Source organism: Paenibacillus whitsoniae (assembly GCF_003955665.1).
GTDB classification, from domain to species: Bacteria; Bacillota; Bacilli; order Paenibacillales; family NBRC-103111; genus Paenibacillus_E; species Paenibacillus_E whitsoniae.
On the sequence record NZ_RXHU01000008.1, the window covers coordinates 1 to 21,056 of the forward strand.

General features: G+C 51.4%; 15 protein-coding genes. 4 read left to right on the plus strand and 11 right to left on the minus strand.

Features of this window, described 5'->3' with window-relative positions:
* Positions 1-215 precede the first annotated feature (215 nt).
* Genes EJQ19_RS01870 through clpP form a run of 3 tightly spaced genes read left to right on the plus strand, consistent with a single transcriptional unit; the run spans position 216 to position 1,755 of the window.
* Positions 216-806: an ArsR/SmtB family transcription factor gene (locus EJQ19_RS01870; protein WP_126139518.1), complete on the plus strand. Its 591-nt coding sequence runs from the start codon at positions 216-218 to the stop codon at positions 804-806.
* A gap of 14 nt (positions 807-820) precedes the next feature.
* Complete coding sequence (locus EJQ19_RS01875) at positions 821-1,117, plus strand: hypothetical protein (protein WP_126139519.1); 297 nt, start codon at positions 821-823, stop codon at positions 1,115-1,117.
* Between the two features lie 56 nt (positions 1,118-1,173).
* Positions 1,174-1,755 carry an ATP-dependent Clp endopeptidase proteolytic subunit ClpP gene (gene clpP, locus EJQ19_RS01880; protein WP_126139520.1) on the plus strand — a complete coding sequence of 194 codons (582 nt, stop codon included), beginning with the start codon at positions 1,174-1,176 and terminating at the stop codon, positions 1,753-1,755.
* A 51-nt stretch (positions 1,756-1,806) separates the two neighbouring features.
* Here clpP and EJQ19_RS01885 read toward each other — a convergent pair whose 3' ends face one another.
* The 9 genes from EJQ19_RS01885 to EJQ19_RS01925 all read right to left on the minus strand — a co-directional run bounded on the left by EJQ19_RS01885 (position 1,807) and on the right by EJQ19_RS01925 (position 14,894).
* Positions 1,807-2,388: an LPXTG cell wall anchor domain-containing protein gene (locus EJQ19_RS01885; protein WP_126139521.1), complete on the minus strand. Its 582-nt coding sequence runs from the start codon at positions 2,386-2,388 to the stop codon at positions 1,807-1,809.
* Positions 2,389-2,453: 65 nt separating this feature from the next.
* Positions 2,454-4,730, minus strand: a complete 2,277-nt coding sequence (locus tag EJQ19_RS01890) for a beta-glucosidase (protein WP_126139522.1) — start codon at positions 4,728-4,730, stop codon at positions 2,454-2,456.
* A 29-nt stretch (positions 4,731-4,759) separates the two neighbouring features.
* The gene (locus EJQ19_RS01895; RefSeq protein ID WP_126139523.1) at positions 4,760-5,650 is read right to left on the minus strand and encodes a carbohydrate ABC transporter permease; all 891 of its coding nucleotides are present in this window, start codon (positions 5,648-5,650) and stop codon (positions 4,760-4,762) included.
* Positions 5,651-5,665: 15 nt separating this feature from the next.
* Entirely contained in the window at positions 5,666-6,598 is a 933-nt protein-coding gene (locus tag EJQ19_RS01900) for an ABC transporter permease (protein WP_126139524.1), read from the minus strand.
* A gap of 179 nt (positions 6,599-6,777) precedes the next feature.
* Positions 6,778-9,066, minus strand: coding sequence for a glycoside hydrolase family 2 protein (locus EJQ19_RS01905; RefSeq protein WP_126139525.1), 2,289 nt, complete (start codon positions 9,064-9,066; stop codon positions 6,778-6,780).
* Between the two features lie 85 nt (positions 9,067-9,151).
* The gene (locus tag EJQ19_RS01910) at positions 9,152-10,666 is read right to left on the minus strand and encodes an ABC transporter substrate-binding protein (protein WP_126139526.1); all 1,515 of its coding nucleotides are present in this window, start codon (positions 10,664-10,666) and stop codon (positions 9,152-9,154) included.
* 139 nt (positions 10,667-10,805) lie between these two features.
* The gene (locus EJQ19_RS01915; RefSeq protein WP_126139527.1) at positions 10,806-12,407 is read right to left on the minus strand and encodes a response regulator; all 1,602 of its coding nucleotides are present in this window, start codon (positions 12,405-12,407) and stop codon (positions 10,806-10,808) included.
* A 17-nt stretch (positions 12,408-12,424) separates the two neighbouring features.
* Positions 12,425-14,155 carry a sensor histidine kinase gene (locus tag EJQ19_RS01920; protein WP_126139528.1) on the minus strand — a complete coding sequence of 577 codons (1,731 nt, stop codon included), beginning with the start codon at positions 14,153-14,155 and terminating at the stop codon, positions 12,425-12,427.
* A 151-nt stretch (positions 14,156-14,306) separates the two neighbouring features.
* Positions 14,307-14,894: a TetR/AcrR family transcriptional regulator gene (locus tag EJQ19_RS01925; RefSeq protein ID WP_126139529.1), complete on the minus strand. Its 588-nt coding sequence runs from the start codon at positions 14,892-14,894 to the stop codon at positions 14,307-14,309.
* A gap of 275 nt (positions 14,895-15,169) precedes the next feature.
* Between EJQ19_RS01925 and EJQ19_RS01930 the strand changes: the two genes are divergently transcribed.
* Positions 15,170-16,615 carry a DHA2 family efflux MFS transporter permease subunit gene (locus EJQ19_RS01930; RefSeq protein WP_126139535.1) on the plus strand — a complete coding sequence of 482 codons (1,446 nt, stop codon included), beginning with the start codon at positions 15,170-15,172 and terminating at the stop codon, positions 16,613-16,615.
* Positions 16,616-16,683: 68 nt separating this feature from the next.
* Here EJQ19_RS01930 and EJQ19_RS01935 read toward each other — a convergent pair whose 3' ends face one another.
* Both EJQ19_RS01935 and EJQ19_RS01940 read right to left on the minus strand, forming a co-directional pair.
* Positions 16,684-19,938 (minus strand): PQQ-binding-like beta-propeller repeat protein, encoded by a 3,255-nt coding sequence (locus EJQ19_RS01935; RefSeq protein WP_126139530.1) that lies wholly within the window; start codon positions 19,936-19,938, stop codon positions 16,684-16,686.
* Positions 19,939-20,043: 105 nt separating this feature from the next.
* Positions 20,044-21,045 (minus strand): zinc-dependent alcohol dehydrogenase, encoded by a 1,002-nt coding sequence (locus tag EJQ19_RS01940; RefSeq protein WP_126139531.1) that lies wholly within the window; start codon positions 21,043-21,045, stop codon positions 20,044-20,046.
* Positions 21,046-21,056 lie beyond the last annotated feature (11 nt).

Genomic DNA, 21,056 nt, shown 5'->3' on the forward strand with positions numbered 1-21,056 from the left:
ACGTGCTTGCACAACGCAAGGGTCAGTGGTTAGGTGATCGCGAATTTTCATGGCTTCCCTCAGTTCGGCATAAACACCTTGAGGAAGGCTCGGTACAGCGTATCTCCCGTCTTTGACCAACTGTGCGCCGCAGGCGTCCGCCCATTGACTTTCCCTCCTCAACGTAATAAAATATTTTTACGTAACATATACTTTGTACACGGAGGCTACGCGCCATGCCGCAAGATCAACCGATTCGCGACAGCTACTACATCGAATCGCCCGAGCAGGCGACCGTGCTGCTCAACCCGCTGCGCGGCGAAATTATCGCGCAGCTGCAAGAGCCCGGCTCCGCCGCGGAGGTGGCGCGCGCCTTGGGCGAGACCGCCCAGCGCATCAACTACCACCTCAAGGCGCTGGAGAAGGTCGGCCTTGTCGAGCGCGTCGGCACCCGACAAGTGCGCAACCTGGTCGAGGTGCTGTACCGCGCCATCGCCAAGACCTTCGTGCTGGCGGAATCGCTCAGCATGAAGCCGGAAACGCTCCAGAAGCTGAAGGACCAAAGCTCGCTAACCCATCTCGTGACGACGTCCGACCGCTTGCGGCGGGACGCTGTGCTCCTGATGGAGCAATCAGAAGCGAACATTGATGTGCCGAGCGCAACGCTGCAGCTGCAAGTCTGCCTGAGCACCGAAGCGCAGCGGCAAGCTTTTATCGAGGAGTATGCCGCGCTGATGCAAGCGCTTGTGGCCCGCTACTCCGGCGGCAGCGACAGTCAGGACGCTTATCAAGTGATCGCCGCCGTCTATCCCAAACCGCAGGAATAAAGGAGGCCTACGCCATGAGTCAGGAACATTCGCCAAGCAAGCCGCAGCAGAGTGCGGAACAGCAAGCCCCTGCTCCCGTGATCTCCTGGGAGCAATCCGAACCGCGCCGCACGAAGGGCGCCCCTGTCATTCCGCTGGATGCGCATCGCCGCCAAGGCGCCGCACAGGTGCTGACGGAAGCCACCATCACCACACGTGAGCTGCAAACGATGGACGGCGAGTCGCCGGTCCGCCTCGTCGTCATCTCTTCAGGTTTTGGCCAGAAGCAACGGGTTCACGTGCCAACGATTCAAGCGAAAGCCGCGGCGTAAGCACGATATCCGCTGCTAACCGCGCTCTTATTTTACAATGAGAAAGGATGATCCCCATGAGCTTCATACCCATGGTTGTCGAGCAAAGCTCGCGCGGCGAGCGCTCCTACGATATTTACTCCAGACTGCTGAAAGACCGCATCGTATTTCTCGGCACGGAGGTAAACGACCAGGTCGCCAATGCGATCATCGCGCAGCTCCTCTTCCTTTCCGCCGAAGATCCGGAAAAAGACATCTCGCTCTACATCAATTCGCCGGGCGGTTCCACCTCCGCTGGCCTTGCCATATACGATACAATGAATTTTATAAAACCCGATGTATCCACGATCTGCGTCGGCATGGCTGCCTCCATGGGCGCCGTGCTGCTGACTGCCGGTGCGCCGGGCAAGCGTTTCGCGCTGCCGAATGCCGAGATTATGATCCACCAGCCGTGGGGCGGGACGCAAGGTCAAGCGAGCGATATTCAGATTCGCGCCAATCATATTTTAAAAACGCGCAGCACACTGAACCGCATCATCTCGGAGACGACCAAGCAGCCGCTGGACAAAATCGAGCGCGACACCGACCGCGATTACTACCTCAGCGCGGAAGACGCCAAAACGTACGGCCTGATCGACCGCGTCATCGAGCGTATCTAACCGCACCAAAAAAGCGTGCCCTCACGGCACGCTTTTTCTCTGTCCCTATCCCTATTTCCCCGTTCTCCTCTTCCTCCGAAGCAAGATAACCGCCCCTCCGATCACAACGACCGCAGCCCCAATAAGCACTGTCCAGCTAAAAGGACTCAATTGAAAATATTCCCACGCCAGATTTACTTGTTTTGTCGGAAGACGGCCCTCCCCCAAGACAGCCAGATCTTCCTGTGCTTGACTTAGCTGTTTGGTCCGATCGCAAATAATCGTGACTAGCAATTCTTTGTCCCCGTACATGGAAGATGGATTCGCGTAGACAAGATATTCCTGCCCTTCTTTAAAATCAAATCCGCAATCACCGCCGCCGCTCCCTGTATAAATGATGATTTCCGACGCAGCTTCCCCTTTCCAGACGCGGCTGACCTCAAAACGCACAGCTTTCGCCATGCCTCCATTCAGAAATCTTTGCTCCTTCACGCCCATAACGCGGCCCGCAAAAACGGCCTGGGAACGGCTGAGCTGATCCTGGGCGCTGGAAGGAAGCGCACAAGAACAGGCTTGCACCCTCGAAGGAAAGTAGATCACCAGGATACTTGAAACGACAAAAGTCATCAGTAGTAAAGCAATTCTCTTTCTCACGGCAGCCCCTCCTTTAACCTACAGACGCACTGCCGTTACCAATTGTTTCATGTTGAAGTACACTTTTACCTCTTATTAAGTGTATGAACAGCCGCATTCAACATCTCTTCCGTAAGTGCGCCTCCACTAAATGCAGCCAACCCCCTGAGCGGCAAATACTTAAGAAACGCTGCCATCATCTCCGAGCTTAAACCATCCGCTTCTCCATCTGCAGGAGAATTGCCGAACGGTGAATGCTTCACAAGCTCCATAATAACTGGCGCCAGCTCCGGATACGCCAACACATCACCAACCGTTGAATTCCGTGTAAATGTCGGCAGAATGACCACGGAGGATGTCACATGAACGGTTTTGCTCAGAACGATGTCTGCAGAGGATTTGCCGATCAGGACCTCAAAATCACCTGTTTCGACATTCCAATCCTGGAGTCCAACATCATAATAGGCAAAGGCTCTCTTTCCTAAAATGAACGAGATTTTCTTCTCCTCGCCTGGCTCGAGGCTAACCTTCGCAAAGCCTTTGAGTTCTTTCTCCGGTCGGGAAATGCTGCTTGCCACATCACGAATGTACAGCTGCACAATTTCTTTCCCTGCATGGGTTCCGCTATTCTTCACATTGAGCGAAACAGTCATTTCATCACTGTCTTGCATCTGCGTGCGGTCAACTTTTAGATCGGAATAGTCAAAGTGCGTATAGCTTAAGCCGTGTCCGAAAGGAAATAGAGGCCGCATTTTCTTCGCATCATAATAGCGATATCCGACATAAATGCCTTCGTTATACGTAACGGTATCTCCATTCCCTGGGAAAAAGAGGTAGGAGGGATTGTCACTAAGCTGTACGGGAAATGTCTCCGCTAGCTTACCGCATGGATTTGCATCACCAAACAGTAGATCTGCAATTGCGCCGCCCATGGCCTGTCCACCCAAATAGGCCTCCAGGACACCGTTAACGCTGCGGAGCCAAGGCATCTCGATCGGTGCCCCGTTACTGAGCACGACGACTACGCGAGGCTGTACCGCGGCGACGGCTTCAATCACTTTCATTTGGTTATCCGGAATCCGCATATGTGTGCGGTCAAAGCCTTCCGACTCATAACGCTCAGGCAGTCCGGCGAAAATAACCGTTACATCGGATTCCTTAGCAGCATGGGCAGCTTCCGTTATTAACGCGTCTTCCGTAACATCACTGTCCAGCGTATAGCCCTGCGCATACGTAATCACCGCCTGACTCCCCGCCGACTTGGCTAACTCCTCGATCATGTCGTCCAACTTCGTCGGCTTGATATGGGAGCTCCCGCCACCTTGATAACGCGGCTGCTTAGCTAGGGCTCCAACGATGGCGATCCGGCCTTCCTTGGCCAGTGGGAGAATGTTGTTCTCATTCTTCAGCAGCACCATGCTTTCCCGGGCTACTTCTCTAGCCAATTGATGATGCGCCTCTGCATCATAAGTCGCGTCCGGTTTTCTTTGATCTACGGCTTGAAAAATCACACGCAATAACCGCTCTACTGCCGCATCAAGCTTCTCTTCGGAAAGTCGCCCGCTTCTAATCGCTTCGACAATCTTCTGATCGCCCACTCCCGCAGAGGACGGCATCTCCAGCTCAAGTCCAGCCCTTAGGCCGTCGGCGCGCTCATTCACCGCCCCCCAATCGGAAACGACGAAGCCCTCGTGGCCCCATTCCTCCTTCAAAATATCCGTCAGCAGACGTTCATTCTCCGCGCAGAACTCTCCATTGAGCTTGTTATAGGCACACATCACGGTCCACGGCTGACCTTGCTTGACGGCTCCTTCGAAGCTTGCCAAATAGATCTCTCGCAGCGTGCGCTCATCGACAACCGCATTCGTAGACATTCGGCGGTGCTCTTGGTTATTCGCAGCAAAATGCTTCAAAGATGTCCCCACGCCCTGGCTTTGAACGCCTTGGATATGGGCCGCCGCCATCTCGGAGGACAAATAGGGATCTTCCGAGAAATATTCGAAGTTCCGCCCGCATAGCGGCGATCTTTTGATATTCGCGCCTGGCCCGAGCAGAACGCCGACTTCCTCGGCCTGACACTCTTCGCCGAGCGCAACGCCTACCTTGTGAAGCAGTTCCCTGTCCCAGGAGGTCGCTAGTCCTGCCGCGGATGGAAAGCAAGTAGACGGCACACTGTCGAAGAGCCCTAGGTGATCGGCGGAAGCGCGTTGTTTGCGAAGACCGTGCGGCCCGTCCGTCATCATGATCGAGGGAATGCCCAGCCTCTCTATTCCTTTGGTGTTCCAGAAATCAAGACCTGAACAAAGCCCTGCTTTTTCTTCCAGCGTCATTTCGGCTATGATGCTTTTTAGATCGCGTTTCATCTGTACATACCCCTTCCTTTATCCTCGTATTAACCTTTCACAGCACCAATGGTCATACCTTTCACGAAATACTTTTGGAAAAACGGGTACGCAATGAGAATCGGGATCACCGCAATCACCGCGATAGCCATACGGAACGTTTCGCTAGGCAGTTGGGCGACCTTCGCTCCTGCACTTGCGCCTAGATCGCCGTTGCTGGCAAGGAACTGAATGTCGCTCATTATACGGTTGAGCACATTCTGCAAACTGAACAACTTGGGATCCGTCACATATATCAAACCGTTGTTCCAATCGTTCCAGTACGCCAGACCTTGGAATAAACCGACCGTAGCCAGAATCGGGAGCGATAGAGGAAGTACGATTTTATAATACATTTTGAATTCCGTAGCGCCGTCGATACTGGCCGACTCAAGGACTGGCACAGGGATTGTCGTCATGAAGAACGTCCGCATGAGGAGAACATTGAAGCCGTTCATCAGCAATCCCGGGATAATGAGCGCCCAAAGCGTATTCTTCATATCCAGCAGCTGTGTGTAGACCAAGTACGTGGGAACAAGGCCGCCGTTAAACAACAACGTGAAGAACAAGACGAAGGCGAAGAATGTACCACCCGGCAAATCCCGACGGGACAACGGATAGGCAAGCATGGAGGTGATCGCTAGACTTGCCACGGTTCCAACGATCGTGATGAGAAACGTAATTCCATAGGCGTTAAAGATAAGCGACGATTGCTCCCATAGATATTGATAGGCCGTTAAACTGAACTGTTTAGGAAAAAATGAATAGCCGTTTTGCAAAATGGTGGTCTCGTCCGTGATCGAGGACATGACGAGCAGCGCAAACGGCAGCAGACACGTTAGCGAGAATAAGATCATCACTGTATGGGCTGCCCATTGCCAACCTTGATTTTCTTTATGCATGGTGACCGATCCCCCTTAGAACAAAGCATTTTCTTTATTTATTTTGCGCACAACATAATTCGATACAATGACCAGCACGAATCCGACCAGCGACTGATAGAAGCCCGCCGCCGATGACATGCCGATATTGCCCAGCTGCAGCAATCCGCGGAAGACGTACGTATCGATGACGTTTGTCGTATCGAACAGGGCACCCGCGTTCATAGGCACTTGATAGAAGAGACCAAAATCCGAGTAGAAAATGCGGCCGATCTGCAGGAGTGTCAGCATGATGATGACCGGCGTAATTAGCGGGATGGTGATCAAGCGAATTTGATGCCATTTGGATGCTCCGTCCAGCGTCGCGGCTTCGTAATACTCCGTGTCAATGCCGATAATGGCTGCGAGGTAAATAATACAAGCATAGCCGGCACCTTTCCAGGTGTGGACCAGAGTTAGGATGACAGGCCAGTATTTCGGCTCGTTGTACCATGAAATCGGGTCAATGCCGAGCAATGGCAGTACCGTCTTGTTCATAAATCCGCTCTCCATACTCAGCATGGAAAAAACTAAATAACTGACCAAAACCATGGAGATCAAGAACGGTAAAATAATAAGGCTTTGATACAAGCGCGAAGCAAATTTGCTTTTGATTTCATTGAGTAAAATAGCGAAAGCGACGGCAACGACAAGCCCAATGACGATAAAGGCCGTGTTGTATAGAATCGTGTTCCGCGTAATAATGTAGGCGTCGGAGGTTTGGAAGAGGAATTGAAAGTTCTGAAATCCTACCCAGTCGCTCCCCCAGATCCCTTTCGCAAAATTAATGTCTTTGAAAGCAATGACAAGTCCGAACATTGGCAAATAGTTGTTGATTAACAAATAGGCAAGCCCGGGCAGCATCATAAGGTAGAGCGGACTGTATTTCCATATGCGCTTCGCCGCCAAGCTCTGCGTATGCTTTTTCATTCTTGTTTCCCCTTTCTGTTTCGGCAAATGCTAGGTCTCTTGGTGTATTCTCATAGTAATCGATTGCCCGTACTGCTCACTACCGTTCCCACGACTTCCGAATTGCACTTTGCCGACTATCGAACGGCTTCAAATAAAAAGCCTCACTGGCCGCATGGACCGAGCGAGGCAATACAGGATTATTTCGAGATGATGTTCAATTCCTTTTGAATAACAGACAGCAGTTCTAACGGAATTTCGTAAAAGGCAAGCTGGGACATCTTCTCAATCGACATCACGCCTTTGGTCACCTCAAAGAACGGGTTATTCGTCGTATGCCCAAAATATTTGAGAAATACCGCTTTCGCTTCTTCACTGGTATAGAGATCTTCAATGGTATCATAGATGGAAAAGCAGCCATCTTTAAGTTCGATCTTGCCGTCTCCGGACAAGTCGAAGTTCTCAAACCAATTGACCACGTGCTTCGTTTTCTCAGGCTTCACGTGAATGTAGCTTTGATCCGCTTCCATGACAGAGATCAAGACCATTTCATCGCTTTGCACCACAGCTTCCTCTTGAATCCCCTCTACGCGAATGCGGTTTTCGCCTTGAACGAGCGCAACGCCTTTCACTTCAAACACGCGTTCACTGCCTCTCAGCACCGTGAGAAGCTCATCATTGAGATATACACGGAGATGGTCCATATTCGATAAAACGACAATGTCATTCTGTTCCTGGTGTCTGTGGACGAAGCGGCGTCCGGCCAAATGCACGAATGGATCCTTCGACCAATACGCCTTGCACAAATAGAAGGCATCCTTTTTCAAGGTGCGATCGATAGTCACGAGCCCTTTCAGATTTTTCCCCTTCTCCCCGCCTTCATTCCGGTTCGCACTTCCGAAATCGAACATGTTCCACACATACCCGCCAAGTACATAAGGTCTCTCTTCGAACGTTTGCAGCGCGTTATGATGGAACATAAGCTGATATTCTTCTGTGTAATCCTGAACTTTCGGTGAATATGAGTGATAGACTGGATTCGTATCCACGCCGTATTCGGAAACGAGCACGGGAACGTTCGGATTGGTCCGATGAAAGGCATCCAGTCTCGTGCCCAGATCTTTGATCTCCCCATAGTACCAGCCGTAGTAGAGATTATAGCCGACAAGATCCGTAAAGCTATTCATGATGCTGTCATCCGCGACCCCGTTAATATTCGCCTGAACGACGAAACGACTGCTGTCCAACTGCCTGGTCATGTCGACCAGCTTTCTGATCGTTCGATACGTATTTTCGGTTTCCACCGCGATCGTAATCTCGTTCTGAACACCCCAGCAATAAATCGAACTGTGATTATACGCTTGCTTGATCAGGCGTTCCAACTGTTCTTCAGCGTTGCGACTCTCCGGATCTTTCGTGGACGGAATGCTGATGTACGGAATTTCAGCCCAAACAAGGAGCCCATGCCGGTCACAAAGGCTGTAGAAATAGTCATCATGCTGATAGTGTGCAAGCCTGATGCTATTGGCCCCTACTTCCCGGATGAGGTCCATATCCAGCTCCATGTGCGCTTTGGTGATCGCATTGCCTACGCCTCCGAAGTCCTGATGTCGGCACACGCCATTGATTTTGATGGGCGTGCCGTTCAAGATGACCCCACGTTCCGAAGACAACTCGACCGTTCGGAAGCCAATTTCGATTTGACGAGAATCCCGCATTTCTCCTTCCACTTTAACTGTAAGGAATGCCGTGTATAAATAAGGCTGTTCTACACCGTTCCAAAGAACGGGATTGCTAATCACGTCAGTAAAAGTAAACGCCTCATCAGCGGATAGAGCCAGCATCCTCTTATCCTGCCAAACCGTGCTTCCCTCGTGATCCTTGAGCTCAACCTCAACAGCACCCTGTACGGCACTAGATGATTCATTCACAACCCGCCCCTGAACTTCAAGCTGAAAACGCCCATCACCGAGAGAGCTCTGAGTCAGATAAACGCCATCGCGTCCATGATCCATCACGTCAAAGTGGATATCGTCCAACTGAACTAGCTTCACATCCCGATAGAGTCCCCCGAAAAATGTAAAATCGGCCAACAGCGGATAAACCTCATTATCGTAGCGGTTATCCACCTGAATCGAAATCAGATTGTCCCCGGCTTGTAAGTACGGATTCAAAGCTACACGAAACATCGCGTATCCGCATCGGCTCTCCCCTGCAAGCTGGCCATTGATATACACATGACCGATATTGCCGGCCGCTCCGATCTCCAGATAATAGCGCTTGCTAAGCTCTGCCCCGTTAATTTCCAGCTTTCTTTGATACCAACACGCGCCGCGATAGTACGGCTCATCTCCGCCTTGACCGTCCTGATCATTCCACGTATGCGGCAGTGTGACCATTTGCCACTCTTTCAGTTTCTCACTTGCGTAAGCAGGATCATTCTCTTTGGTGAACATCCAGCAATCATTGAGCAGACTCGATTTGAACATGAAGGCATCCTCTTTTCTTTAATAAAAATGCGTAAAAAAAATGCCCGCTCAACCTGCAAGTTGACGGGCATTGGGAAAACGTGGCTTATTTGCTGCCTTTCGCCCATGCATCCAGTTGTTTTTGCTTCTCCGCAATAATTTTATCGATGCCGGCGGATTTCAGCTTCGCGATGAATTCCGGCAGCGTCTTCTCTGGATCAACACTGCCTGTTTCCAGCGGAAGCTTATACTGCGTAACGACACTCGCCACCGCGGCATATTCCGTCTTGACGGCACTTGCATCGAAGGTAAAGCCGAGCGCCTTGGATTTTAACGCCGATTTGTTGAATTGGTCCATATTGGTCCAAATCTTTGGATCATTTCCGTTAAAGACATAAGACAGGAACTGGTTGCCGAATAAATACCCCATATTCAGGTTGTAGCCCGACGTTTTCGCATCCACGCCTTGCGGGAAGTCAATGACGTTATCGGATTTCACAACGTAATGCTGATCTTTGATCCCCCAGTTGAACAAGTTCACAATGTCCTTATCCGTATACATGAGGTTCATGAAATCCATGGCTTTTTCTTGCGCTTTGGAGTTAATTGGAATGCCCCACATCACATTGATGACGCTTGCTGTTCGTGATACAGGCTGTACCAAGGTTGCTGCCACCAAAGGTGTACCCGCAGCGGTCGACTCCGATTGTTCGAAGCCCAATTTCATATTAGCCAGGTAGGCGAAGGCCCGATTCGACTTGATAAAATCATACTGGGACGTTTTGTTCGTTGCTGCATCTTTCAGAATCAGTCCCGAATTGTACCAGCCTCTGATCTTTTTGAGAAGCTCTGCATATTCTTGCGTTTCGTATAAATTAACGACTTTCAAGTTGTTGTCGTAATTCGGCAGCACACCCATCGAATCGCCGAGATCATCATACGTGCGGTACCTGTCGAGAATGGAAACCCCGATGTTACCTGGAATCAGCGGCGTCAAATTCGGTTCATTGGCTTTAATCGTCTTTAGCACGGCTTCAACATCGTCGAGCGTGCGGATGCTGTTGACATCGATATGATACTTGTCGACGAGATCCTTGCGCATGGTGATCCCTTGACTGGAAGCAAAGTCGCGAATCGTCGGGACCGCATAGATCGATCCGTTAATTTTTGTGGCATTTAGGTAGGCGGGATCCAACGTTTTCGTTATGCCTTGCCCATGCTGCTCAAGAAGCTTATCCAGCGCAACAATTTGCCCTTTCACAACCAAGCTGCTGTAATTATTGTTGCCCACAATCATGAGATCCAGCTTCTCATTGCTGCTTAGCATCAGGTTCAGTTGTTGATCCCAGTTTCCATAGCTAATCGGGGTTAACTTCACTGTCGCATTGATTTTCTGCTGCGTGATCTTGTTAATCGCATCCTGGACAAGCGGCATATCCTTCGGAATCGTTCCGATGACAGGGAAAGCTACGTTCAGTTCTGTCGTTTTCTCTGCAGGTTTCGAGGAGGCATCCCCTGTGGAAGGTGATCTCGTGCTGCCTGCGTTATTGCTCCCGCATGCACTTAAGACGAGCATCGACCCGAGGATTAGTGCACTTGCCGACTTTATGCTTTTTTTCATGGTTTTCCCCCATTTTCATTTTGTTGCTCGCTTTCAGAAACATGGTCTAGGATTCATCAGCGATAAGTTTATTCTACCTTCCCGTTCACCCTCTCTCTGCTCTGTTCACGACTTTTCACTGTGCATTTGCCGACTACTCTCATGAATCTCGTTGCTGATATCGTTGACGATATTCAATGGGATTCATGTCCGTATGCTTCTTAAACATACGGGAAAAATGCGAAAAATTCGCATACCCGACATGTGAGGCAATTGCGCTAATCGGCATTTCGGTCTTGACGAGCAGATCCTGCGCAAGTTTGAGCCTCTCTTGAAAGAGATAATCGGATATGGCCAGTCCCATCTCTTTCTTAAAGATACGCGTCAAATAATCGGGATTGAGAAATACGTGATTGGCAATGTCTTCCCGCGACAAATCTTCGGCGATGTGACGTTTGATGTAGGAAATTACGCGATGAACCACACTTTCCGATTGCTCGATAGTGCTTAAGAATTCCACCGCTCTGCCAATCGTATGGTTCATCCAGGCAATTAAATTCGTTACCGAACGGGTCGCCGTTTCAGTAAAGGTCAAGGATACAGGATCGCTAAACAATTGATGGGCTTGAATGCCTTTATTTTGAAGCGCCACATACATCATCTGCTGAAAATCTTGATAGAACAGCTGGAGCAGATTCGCATCCAACCGATCCTGCTTCACCTTGTGCTCCAAATAGGTGGTTGCTTCTTGCAGAACTTTGACAAACTCGCCTTCCTTCAGCATCACGGCCCATAACTCCATATTCGGAAGCTCGTGATGAGAGGACTCCACTTGATAATTGGCGACTTGGAACACTTTATTATTGTAGGCAACATTCCTTTTCTCAACCTCACGAAGCTGGTTGACCATCGCATACATGTCTTGACCGTGAACGAGTGATCCGATATAGCAAGAAAGATCACAATAGAAGTACTGAACGCATGCTTCAATATAGCGTTCACACTTGTTTTTTAAATGTAATTCGAACTCAGCTTGGCTGTCTGCCGGTAAAATGGCAAGCAGTCTTCCGCTGTCGAGCGCGATGATTTGACCGTGCTGTTTGTTGCCGATGATTAATTCTTCTGCGGCATTTTTGAGCGCATATTCCATGATTTTCTCTTCGCGCAAAGTTAACTTCTTATGCCACCGCTGCACACCAAGAAGGATAGGAACAACCGTCATCGCTTCATCATAAGGAATATTTCGCTCCGCGGCGGCATTTCGAACCGCCTCCGCCACAGGAGGAATGGCCTGATGAATCAGATCCATCCAGAAGCGTTCGATGAGCATCGGCTGGTGCTGGAACCAGAACTGGCCGTATTGACTGAACTGAGCGAGTTCCGAATCTTTTTGAATTTTATCGATCGCTTTCTGAATCGTGTTCTCTAGCTCAGCAAACGGAATCGGTTTAAGGATATAGTCGATGCTGCCAAGCTGGAGCGCTTGCTTCGCATATTTGAAATCTGCATGGCAGGTAAGGAAAATGGTCAATGTCTGAGGGTAATATTCGTTCACCCACTCCGTCAGTTCGAGTCCGCTGGCTTGTGGCATCTCAATATCGCAAAGCATAATATCAATACGCTCGCTTTCGAATACGTCCTTGGCTTGTTTCACGGTATAAGCGGTCAATACGGATGAAATCCCAAGTTTGTCCCAATTGACGCCGGACCGGATTCCTTCAACAGCGTGAATCTCATCGTCTACAATGAGGAGTTGAAGCATGATGGTTCCCCCTTATCTTAAACCTCTGTTTCATAGGGCAGCTTGATTTCGACAACTGCCCCTTGCGGATACCCGTTATAACAGGAAATAGATGCTTTCCCTCCGTACAGAAGCTGCAATCGCTTACGAACATTCCAAATCCCGATATGCTCCCCCTGTTCGTCATGTACCGTATTTCCCGAACGAATCATGGATAGCACGTGCTCCGAAAATCCTTTTCCCGTATCCCGTATGACAATTTCAATAAAGGGATCCAGGCCATTTTCTTTCAAATCAATTGAAACCGAGATGTACACCGGCTCTTCCAGGGTCACACTGTGCTTAATCGAATTTTCCAAAAATGACTGAATCACGAGAGGAGGAATCGGGACGTTCTCCAGAAAATCGGGTACATCGATCGAACACTTCAGACTTTCCGGAAACCGCAGCTCTTGTATGCGAACGTAATTTCGGACATGCTGGAGCTCTTCACGGAGAGAAACAAACGTTAGATTGCTTTGAAACATAAACCGGAAGTAACGGACCAGGCATAGCGTCATTTCCTGAATCAACGCATAGTTTTTCACTTGGGCCAGATTAAACAAGATGTTTAACGAATTCATGAAAAAATGCGGATTAATTTGCAGCTGCAAGTGTTGAAGCTCTGCCTTCTGCTTGCTGAGCTGCTCCTCGTACACATGAATCTTGAGTTCCTCAATCTGGGCCATCATGTGATTGAAGGTTTGATTCACCAGTACAATTTCATCCGAAGCTTTATGAGAGTCGATCCGAACATTTACATTTCCGTCGTTAATCCGCTTCATCACCGTAATCAATCGTTTTAGGGGAACCAGCAAAATATGACGCAAGAAAAAGAGGCTCAAAGGCAGTAACGCGATGGAGATCACCGAAATAAAAAAGGTCAAGCGCGATAAATTCGGCAGGTTCTGCAGAATTTGACTATCTTTAATCACGGCAGCCAGACTAAAGTTACCTTCCTGTGAAGGTTCTCCGACGACCAGCAAACTATTGTTATCGCCCGACATATAATACTGGTCAAACCCTTGGGTAAAGTCGATCTGCTCATCCGGCAGCGCATTCGTACTGATCATAAGCTCCCCCGCTTTACTTACGAGCAGAGCGCTCCCCTCTTTTCCTAAATCGATGAGATTCAGCGGGACCAGCAGTGTCTTCGCATTAACCCAGGCCCCGATATAGAGATCACCTGTCCGAAGAATACGCAGTGCATAAAAGTCTTGTCCAATCTTTCTCACAAACCAACGGCTTCCGGTCTCCTCAAGATCCGGATGGCTGCCCAGAATCCCATATAACTCCTGCTCAACCCGATCCCGCTCCGCAAACTCGATGTTCGATTTAAATACATCCAGTAAATCGTTGCGTGTATCAGAAAAAACAAAGAAAGCGTCAATCGATTTATAAAGAAGAATATCGCTTGATAATTTATTGGAAACACTGTGCTTCGCCAGCTGATATTCGTCCTCTGAATTTGGGATATTCATAGACTGAATATCATAATCGGAAGTCATGAGTCCGATAAGATTCCGCTCTGCATCCCTTAATTGCGTGTCGATCTGCCCCATATATAACGAGATCAAATTTTTATTGGATAAGGCAACTTGATTGTGAACGACTCGAATGCTGTAAAAGTTATTGTAAAATAGCAATGTGATGAGAGGGACCGTCACAAGCAGAAGTCCCACCACCAGCTTGAAACGGATCGAATTCCATGAGATAGGAAGGATTTTCATTTCTTTTCCCCCGTATGGTCAGTTAAAAGACTGCCGAGCCAAGCTCGACAGTCTTCCTAGTGTCGGTATTTTTGCGATTTCTGAATCATATCAAACGAATCGATTGTTCACTACCGTTTTGACGACATCCGACTGTGCATTTCACGACAACCTACAAATTCGGATTCGAATACGCCCGCATCATGAAGAACTGCTTCGCCAAATACCGCGGCGTATACGGCATATCCTTATGCAGCCAGCCCACAATCGTGCCGATCAGCGAGGACGCGCCGTACCAGACGGCGATGTCCTTTTGAATGCCGACCTCCGCTTCGTTCCACACTTGATCGATCCGTTCCGAGATCAGTTCTGTCAGCATTTTGAGGAGCCGTTCTTTAAAAATCGGGGTGCCTTTGGAGGCCAAAATGACTTTATAAAACTTCGCATGATCCGCAATATGCTGAAGTAAACTAACCAGCGTGCGCCAGTTCTCGGTCTCCCCTTCCTGCAGCTTCCCAGTAGGGGCGTTAATAATTTGTTTAATCTCCGCGACCATCTCATCCGCCAGCTTATCGAGCATGTCCGGGATATCCTTGTAATGCAGATAAAAGGTGACCCGATTAATCGTGGCGCGTTCCGCAATCCGATTGACGGAGATTTTCTCAACGTCCATTTCTTGCAGCAGTTCAATAAAAGCATCCTTAAGCAATTGGCGCGTGCGGAGGACGCGAGGGTCAACCCGCGGCGTTTTCGCTTCCATGTTAGCCCTAACTTCCTTTCTACATTAAGCTACAGATGATGAGGATTCATCGTTTTTTCCTGTTGTAAAAGACATTGTGCACTGAACCTGTCAAGTAATTGACATTTCCGCTGAACCTGTTGCTTGTGTTCTCCCCTAATCTGCTTTAATCTACTTTATACAATGTCAACTATATTACACATTGTAAATTTAGTCTAGACAAGAGACGAAAGGGATGGAGTAGGGTGAGTACGAGTAAGATAACTGACAGCAGTTCGATCAAAAAAGGGCCGATCATGTTCATCATGATTTTAGGCGCCTTTCTAGCGACGCTGAACCAGACGCTGATGGGTGTGGCCACTCCGGAATTGATGGTGGATTTCAACATCTCCGCAACGACGGCCCAATGGCTTACCACCGGGTACATGCTGGTCAACGGTGTGCTGATTCCGATCACCGCTTTTTTGATGCAGCGCTTTTCGACAAGACAGCTTTTCCAAGCTTCCATGATGGTCTTCTTCGTTGGCACCGTCGTGTGCGCGCTGGCCACGAATTTTCCCTTCCTGCTGACGGGACGCATGATTCAGGCCGCGGGCGCCGGCATCATTATGCCGCTTCTGATGACGGTCATTCTGACGCTGTTTCCTCCTGAAAAAAGAGGCGCCGCGATGGGTATGGTCGGTTTTGCGATTATTTTTGCTCCGGCGATCGGGCCTACGTTAGCCGGCTATATGTTGGAAAATTATAAATGGGAAACGATGTTCTATGGCATGATTCCATTTTCCATTCTCGTGATTATTCTAGGCTTTATTTATCTGAGAAATGTTTCGGAGCGCAAACCTACGCAAATCGACGTCCTTAGCGTCATTCTGTCGACAGTCGGTTTCGGCGTTCTGCTGTACGGATTCAGTCGCGCAGGCAGCGCAGGCTGGTCGAGCACAGAAGTGATCTCTTCCATTATTGTGGGCGTCGTCGCACTTATGCTCTTCACCTGGAGGCAGCTCGCTTCTTCCAATCCGCTGCTGGATCTGAGAGCCTTCAAATACAACATGTTCTCACTCACAACGATCATTAGCATCGCCGTGACCATGATTATGTATGCGGACATGATGCTCCTGCCGTTATACTTGCAAAATGCGCGCGGCTACACCGCGCTGGAATCCGGTCTGCTTCTCCTGCCGGGCGCCCTCGTTATGGGCTTCCTGATGCCGGTGACCGGCCGGCTGTTCGACCGCTTCGGCGCCAAGTGGCTTTCCGTGGTCGGCATTATCATTACGATCGTGACCACGATCGGCTTTATCGACTTGACTGATTCGACCAGCTACACGTACCTGGTGCTCATGTCGACAGGCCGCCGAATCGGGATGGCCTTGTTCCTGATGCCGATTCAGACAGCCGGCCTCAACCAGCTGCCGAACCGGCTTAACGCCCACGGCACGGCAATCTCGAATACGATTCGCCAGGTGGCCGGCGCGGTCGGGACGTCCCTGCTCGTCACGGTGATGTCAAGCCGTACCAAAACGCACTTGACCGACACGATGGCGGCAGGTCTCGCGAAAGGCGATACCAAAGAGCACCTGATCATGGAAGCAACCATTCAAGGCATCAACGACGCGTACCTCGTCATTATCGGCATCGGCATCGTCGGCCTTGTGCTCGCGTTCTTCATCAAGCGCGTAAAACAGGCGTCTGACGAGGAAACGGTGAAAGCAGCAAAGCTGAGCAAGATGGCGGAAGCTTAATCTAGCTGCTGAGCCTGCTCATACAAAAAAACCCGAGGGCACATCCCTCGGGTTTTTCGTTGTCTTTGTTACAGATAGCCCGCCAGCTTCTTCAAGATTTGGGCCTGCTCGGCCGTCAATTTCTTGCCGCTCAAAGCATCCATCTCCAGTGCGAAAGCTCGCAGAATTCCGTTCTTAATCATCGGCTTGCCGCGCTGCTCCGCCTCCTGCGCCAACATCAGCTCCTTGCACAGCGCTTCGGCAAGCAGCCGGTTCCCGCTAACAAACTGACGAATGAGCGCATACATGCCTTCGTACGTAACGTCGATTCGGTACGAAAAGACGGCATCCGTCGCATTCCCCGCCTGGTCGACAGCCGTCACCGAGACATCGTGCCCGCCGGGCTCGAACGTATAGGCCGGTGCCTGAACAAGCTGCGCGGCGCACGGGTTCGTCACTAGCCCCGATACCGCATCGCTGGCCGTACAGCCAATGTATACAGCCTGCTGCACGGTATAGACCGGCTGGCCGGAGAACGCCACAACAGGCGCGGTCTTGTCGATCCGAACATCCTGGCTCCGCGCAGCTTCCGCCAAGCCTGAGAAGTTGACGGCGCTGTACGTCACGGTAGTAAGACCTTCCGCCGTTATCGGAACATGGACCTCGCTGCCCTGTACCGTCACGGGCTCGATCGCCTGTGCGCCGCTGGCCGCATACGTCATGCGGTAAGCACCGTCCGCCGTGATGGCAACGTCCGCATCACGATTGATCCAGCCGTATGCATTCGGCTGCGGGTTTACCGAAGCAACCGAGACGGGAAGCCGCGTATCCTTCACACTGACAGCGAAATCATCATAGTAAGCGGATGAAATATTGTACCGGCTCGTTACGGCAATCAGACTGGCCGTAGCGGCATTTTCCGGCGCTTTCCCTTGGAGGGTGACCTTTTGCCACTGGGCTAACCGGGATTCGTCCAGATGAATTTCCAAGGTCGAGAGCGTCGCGTTGTTCTTGTCAAAGAAGCGGAACATAAAGCCCGGCTGCCCGGATTCAATATAAATGTTCACACTGGCTTTATACTCCTCGCCCGCGATGACTGGAATTTTGGCGCTTTGCAGGGCAACAGATGCCGTGCGTAAACGGTCTATGATTTTCAGACTTTTGCCGCCTGTCAAGTGCTGCGTATTGCTAATCTCATAGCGGTAATCGTCAGCCGTTGCAAAGAGCGAAGACCAACCCGGGATCGTACTGCCGCTCAGCGGTTCCTCAAAGCCCGCATTGCGCACAGCCACAGGAAGGCCGGGAGGCGGCTCTACGTATTCACCGTCCACCTCGATGCGGTATAAGATCGTATTCGTCGCTTGATCCGTGAAATACAGATTGCCGTCCATCCCCAAATCGAATCGGGATGTGTCCGCAAGCGTGCGGGATTCCAGCGTTTCCGGGTCAATGACCGTCAGTTTATTATTGAAGAGCACATAGAGCAATCCGTCATCGGACCAGCGCATCGGATGGTGCGCCCATTGGCTGAAGCTGAGGCTCGGATATACTTTTTTGCTTTTCACAACCTGATACGTCACAGGATCGATCGCGAAAATATACTCATAAGACGCACCCCAGAGGAGACCATCTGGTCCCGCCGAGAGATCGCCGATGAAAATCGGCTTCACAAGCCCAGGCACCCGGAGCGGAAACTCGGTGATTTTTTGCTGGGTGGCCGCATCCCAGACGAAAATCCTCCCCTCATCCGCCGTCGGCTCTGAGCCCAAACCGCCGCGAATCGTTGTAGACCCGAATATTTTGCCGTTCAGATAAGCCGTGCTAAGCACACTTTGATTCTCTACGACGTTGCGATTCACAGTAAGGCTGCCCGTAGCCGGATCATACACTGTCAGGGAACCGCCCAACGTGCCGTAGCCCGAAATCGTAGAAATATAGAGCTTGCCCGCCGCTCCGGTAATATTCACGAGCCTTTCCTGATCGTTCCCCAGCACCGCTACTCGCCTTGGGTTCGTTTCACTCGGCGCCGCGTTCAGGTCAAATTCATAGAGCGCTCCTTCGGGATAGACGCCCATATACACTTTGCTGCCCACCGCGTAGACGCTGTCCGCCTGACCGATGCTGAAGGGCTGTGCCGTATTATCCGTCAAATTCACAAGCGAAGAACGCGCCTGCGAGCCGGTCGTGATCAGCTGCGTCGGAGAAACGGCCGCCACACGATTCACAACACCCGGAAGGCCTGGAATGACCGGAGGTTTCAGAACAACCTGCCCGGTTTCAATATTCATAAAGGTAACCCCGCCGTCGTAACGAACCGTGACGAGCGTTTTGCCCGGAAGCTCGGGGTTGTTCGGGAACTCGACCCAGTCCGCGCCGCGCAGCCCGGAAGCATACTCCATCCCGGTTAACGCCACCTCATGCGTGGACAGATCAAACGTTTTCAGCTTTTTGTCAGACATGTAATAAAGCTTTCCGCCCACCGAATCCGTAGCATGGAGCCCCGTTACATTTTCCAGCTCCACATTCAGCCAAGAAGACGTGGTCGTGTCGTAAATGTAAGCTTCGCCCGGTATCCCGCTTCCGTCCGTCACGCGAGCGAACAGATAGCGGTCATCGATCGTATCCAAATCATAGATCGTATCGTTTTTCAGTGTGAATGGAAGCGATCCGGCAATGTTCATTTTCTCCCCGGTCGCCAGGTTCACCCGTACGATTTGCTTATGCGCAGTTCCGGCATACACATTGCCGCCCTGATAAGCGATCGACCGCACGTATTCCTGATCCGTCGCCCCGATGACTCGCCCATAATCGCGGGTAAGTTTCGTCGCCGGATCATACTGGTACACCTTGCCGCCGGGATATGTCCCGACATACACGCGCCCCTGCTCATCCGTCGTGATGCTGTTCGGCACGGACTGCCCGTCGAACTGGGCGACTTGAACCGGCGTGTGCGTCACCGGCGAGTAGCTCCACAACCGCGCTCCGCCGCCATCCGCCGCCAGATACAACGTGCCGTCCGGCGCGACCGTATGCGCCCAGGAGCTCTCAGATGGGCCGATAGGCAGACTGCGCAGCAGCTTGTAATCTTCCAGATCGATCACATTGAGATGGCCCGGCTTTCCTTTGCTGGTGGCATAAAGAACAAAATGCCCGTCTTCCTTCCCGACCGTACCGTTAAAAACGGCAACCGTGTAATTGTTCGGAATCAACAGCTCCTCGGGACTGCCGAACGTCTTCTGGGACAATCGGCTATCTGCCGCTGATGCGGCGCCCGCCCCCCAACCAACCGCTAACAACATCACACTCATCCAAAGGACAACGATACGATAGGACAACTTCCTCATTACGCGACCTCCTTAGTGTTGTTTCTGACCACCAATAAATTGAAAGCGTTTTCACAAAAACCTGCATCCATCCCGCCCACACAGCCCTCTCCGCCTTGTCAGCCGTTATTCCCCATATGTCAAAAGCGTCCCTATCGCGGACGAAGGCGCCGCATACCCTTGATAGGCCTCTTCCGCCTGTGTGAACGGATACTTGCCGGTGATCAGCCCGCGAAGCGAAATGCGCTTCTCCGCCAGCAAGCGGATGTAGGCCTCGACATTCCGCCCCTCGGTCCACCGCACATAACCAATCGGATAATCCCGATTTTCCAGTTCATACTGTGCGTCGTACCGTCCGGGACCACCAGCCCGCGAGATGAGCACCCGCGCTTCCTTGCCGAACATCAGTCCCCTCGCGTACTCCGTCGACAAATCGCCGACGATCACGATGTTCCCTCTGTCGCGAATCCAGCGCATCGCGCTGTTCATCAGCGCTTCGCCCGGCCCGCCTGCGCACAACAGCACGCTGTCCGCACCGGCTGTGCCAACCGCCTGAGCCAGCTGCGCTTCCAGTTGGTCCTGGCTGTCATAGGCCCCCGCCACGTTCCCCTGCCGCACCAGCGCTACACGCTGCGGATTCACATCTAGCGCCGCTACGCGCACAGCAGCCGCGGATGCGATCCGGGCGATGAGCTGCCCGAGAATGCCCAGCCCGACGATCACGGCGGATTCGCCGAACCGCAGATCCGCCGTGCGGATCGCATGGATGGCAATCGCCCCGAGCCCGGCGAAAGCCGCCTCTTCCGGCAGCACCTGCTCGGGGACGACCGCCGTCAAATTCGTCGGCACCGTCAGCCATTCGGCGTGTCGAACGTACGGCGCGCCGTAGCAGGCCACGCGCTGCCCGACGTGACGCCCCTCGACCTGCGCTCCCAGCGCCTCAATCACACCGACGGCGCTGTAGCCAAGCAGGCTCAGTTGATCCGCGCCGCGCTGAATATACGTCATTTCCGTCCCCGGACTAATGGCCGAATACTCTGTACGGATGCGGACATGCCCGGCCGGAATCGGCCCCGGCTCCACATCCGTCAAGATAACCTTTCCTCGTAAAGCCGCAACAGCTTTCATCTTTATTCCTC

What these genes read in the sequence shown, in the direction of transcription:
- EJQ19_RS01870 (WP_126139518.1), top strand. Translation starts at nt 216, where the DNA reads ATGCCGCAAGATCAACCGATTCGCGACAGCTACTACATCGAATCGCCC.
- EJQ19_RS01875 (WP_126139519.1), top strand. Translation starts at nt 821, where the DNA reads ATGAGTCAGGAACATTCGCCAAGCAAGCCGCAGCAGAGTGCGGAACAG.
- clpP (WP_126139520.1), top strand. Translation starts at nt 1,174, where the DNA reads ATGAGCTTCATACCCATGGTTGTCGAGCAAAGCTCGCGCGGCGAGCGC.
- EJQ19_RS01890 (WP_126139522.1), bottom strand. Translation starts at nt 4,730, where the DNA reads ATGAAACGCGATCTAAAAAGCATCATAGCCGAAATGACGCTGGAAGAA.
- EJQ19_RS01895 (WP_126139523.1), bottom strand. Translation starts at nt 5,650, where the DNA reads ATGCATAAAGAAAATCAAGGTTGGCAATGGGCAGCCCATACAGTGATG.
- EJQ19_RS01900 (WP_126139524.1), bottom strand. Translation starts at nt 6,598, where the DNA reads ATGAAAAAGCATACGCAGAGCTTGGCGGCGAAGCGCATATGGAAATAC.
- EJQ19_RS01905 (WP_126139525.1), bottom strand. Translation starts at nt 9,066, where the DNA reads ATGTTCAAATCGAGTCTGCTCAATGATTGCTGGATGTTCACCAAAGAG.
- EJQ19_RS01910 (WP_126139526.1), bottom strand. Translation starts at nt 10,666, where the DNA reads ATGAAAAAAAGCATAAAGTCGGCAAGTGCACTAATCCTCGGGTCGATG.
- EJQ19_RS01915 (WP_126139527.1), bottom strand. Translation starts at nt 12,407, where the DNA reads ATGCTTCAACTCCTCATTGTAGACGATGAGATTCACGCTGTTGAAGGA.
- EJQ19_RS01920 (WP_126139528.1), bottom strand. Translation starts at nt 14,155, where the DNA reads ATGAAAATCCTTCCTATCTCATGGAATTCGATCCGTTTCAAGCTGGTG.
- EJQ19_RS01925 (WP_126139529.1), bottom strand. Translation starts at nt 14,894, where the DNA reads ATGGAAGCGAAAACGCCGCGGGTTGACCCTCGCGTCCTCCGCACGCGC.
- EJQ19_RS01930 (WP_126139535.1), top strand. Translation starts at nt 15,170, where the DNA reads ATGTTCATCATGATTTTAGGCGCCTTTCTAGCGACGCTGAACCAGACG.
- EJQ19_RS01935 (WP_126139530.1), bottom strand. Translation starts at nt 19,938, where the DNA reads ATGAGGAAGTTGTCCTATCGTATCGTTGTCCTTTGGATGAGTGTGATG.
- EJQ19_RS01940 (WP_126139531.1), bottom strand. Translation starts at nt 21,045, where the DNA reads ATGAAAGCTGTTGCGGCTTTACGAGGAAAGGTTATCTTGACGGATGTG.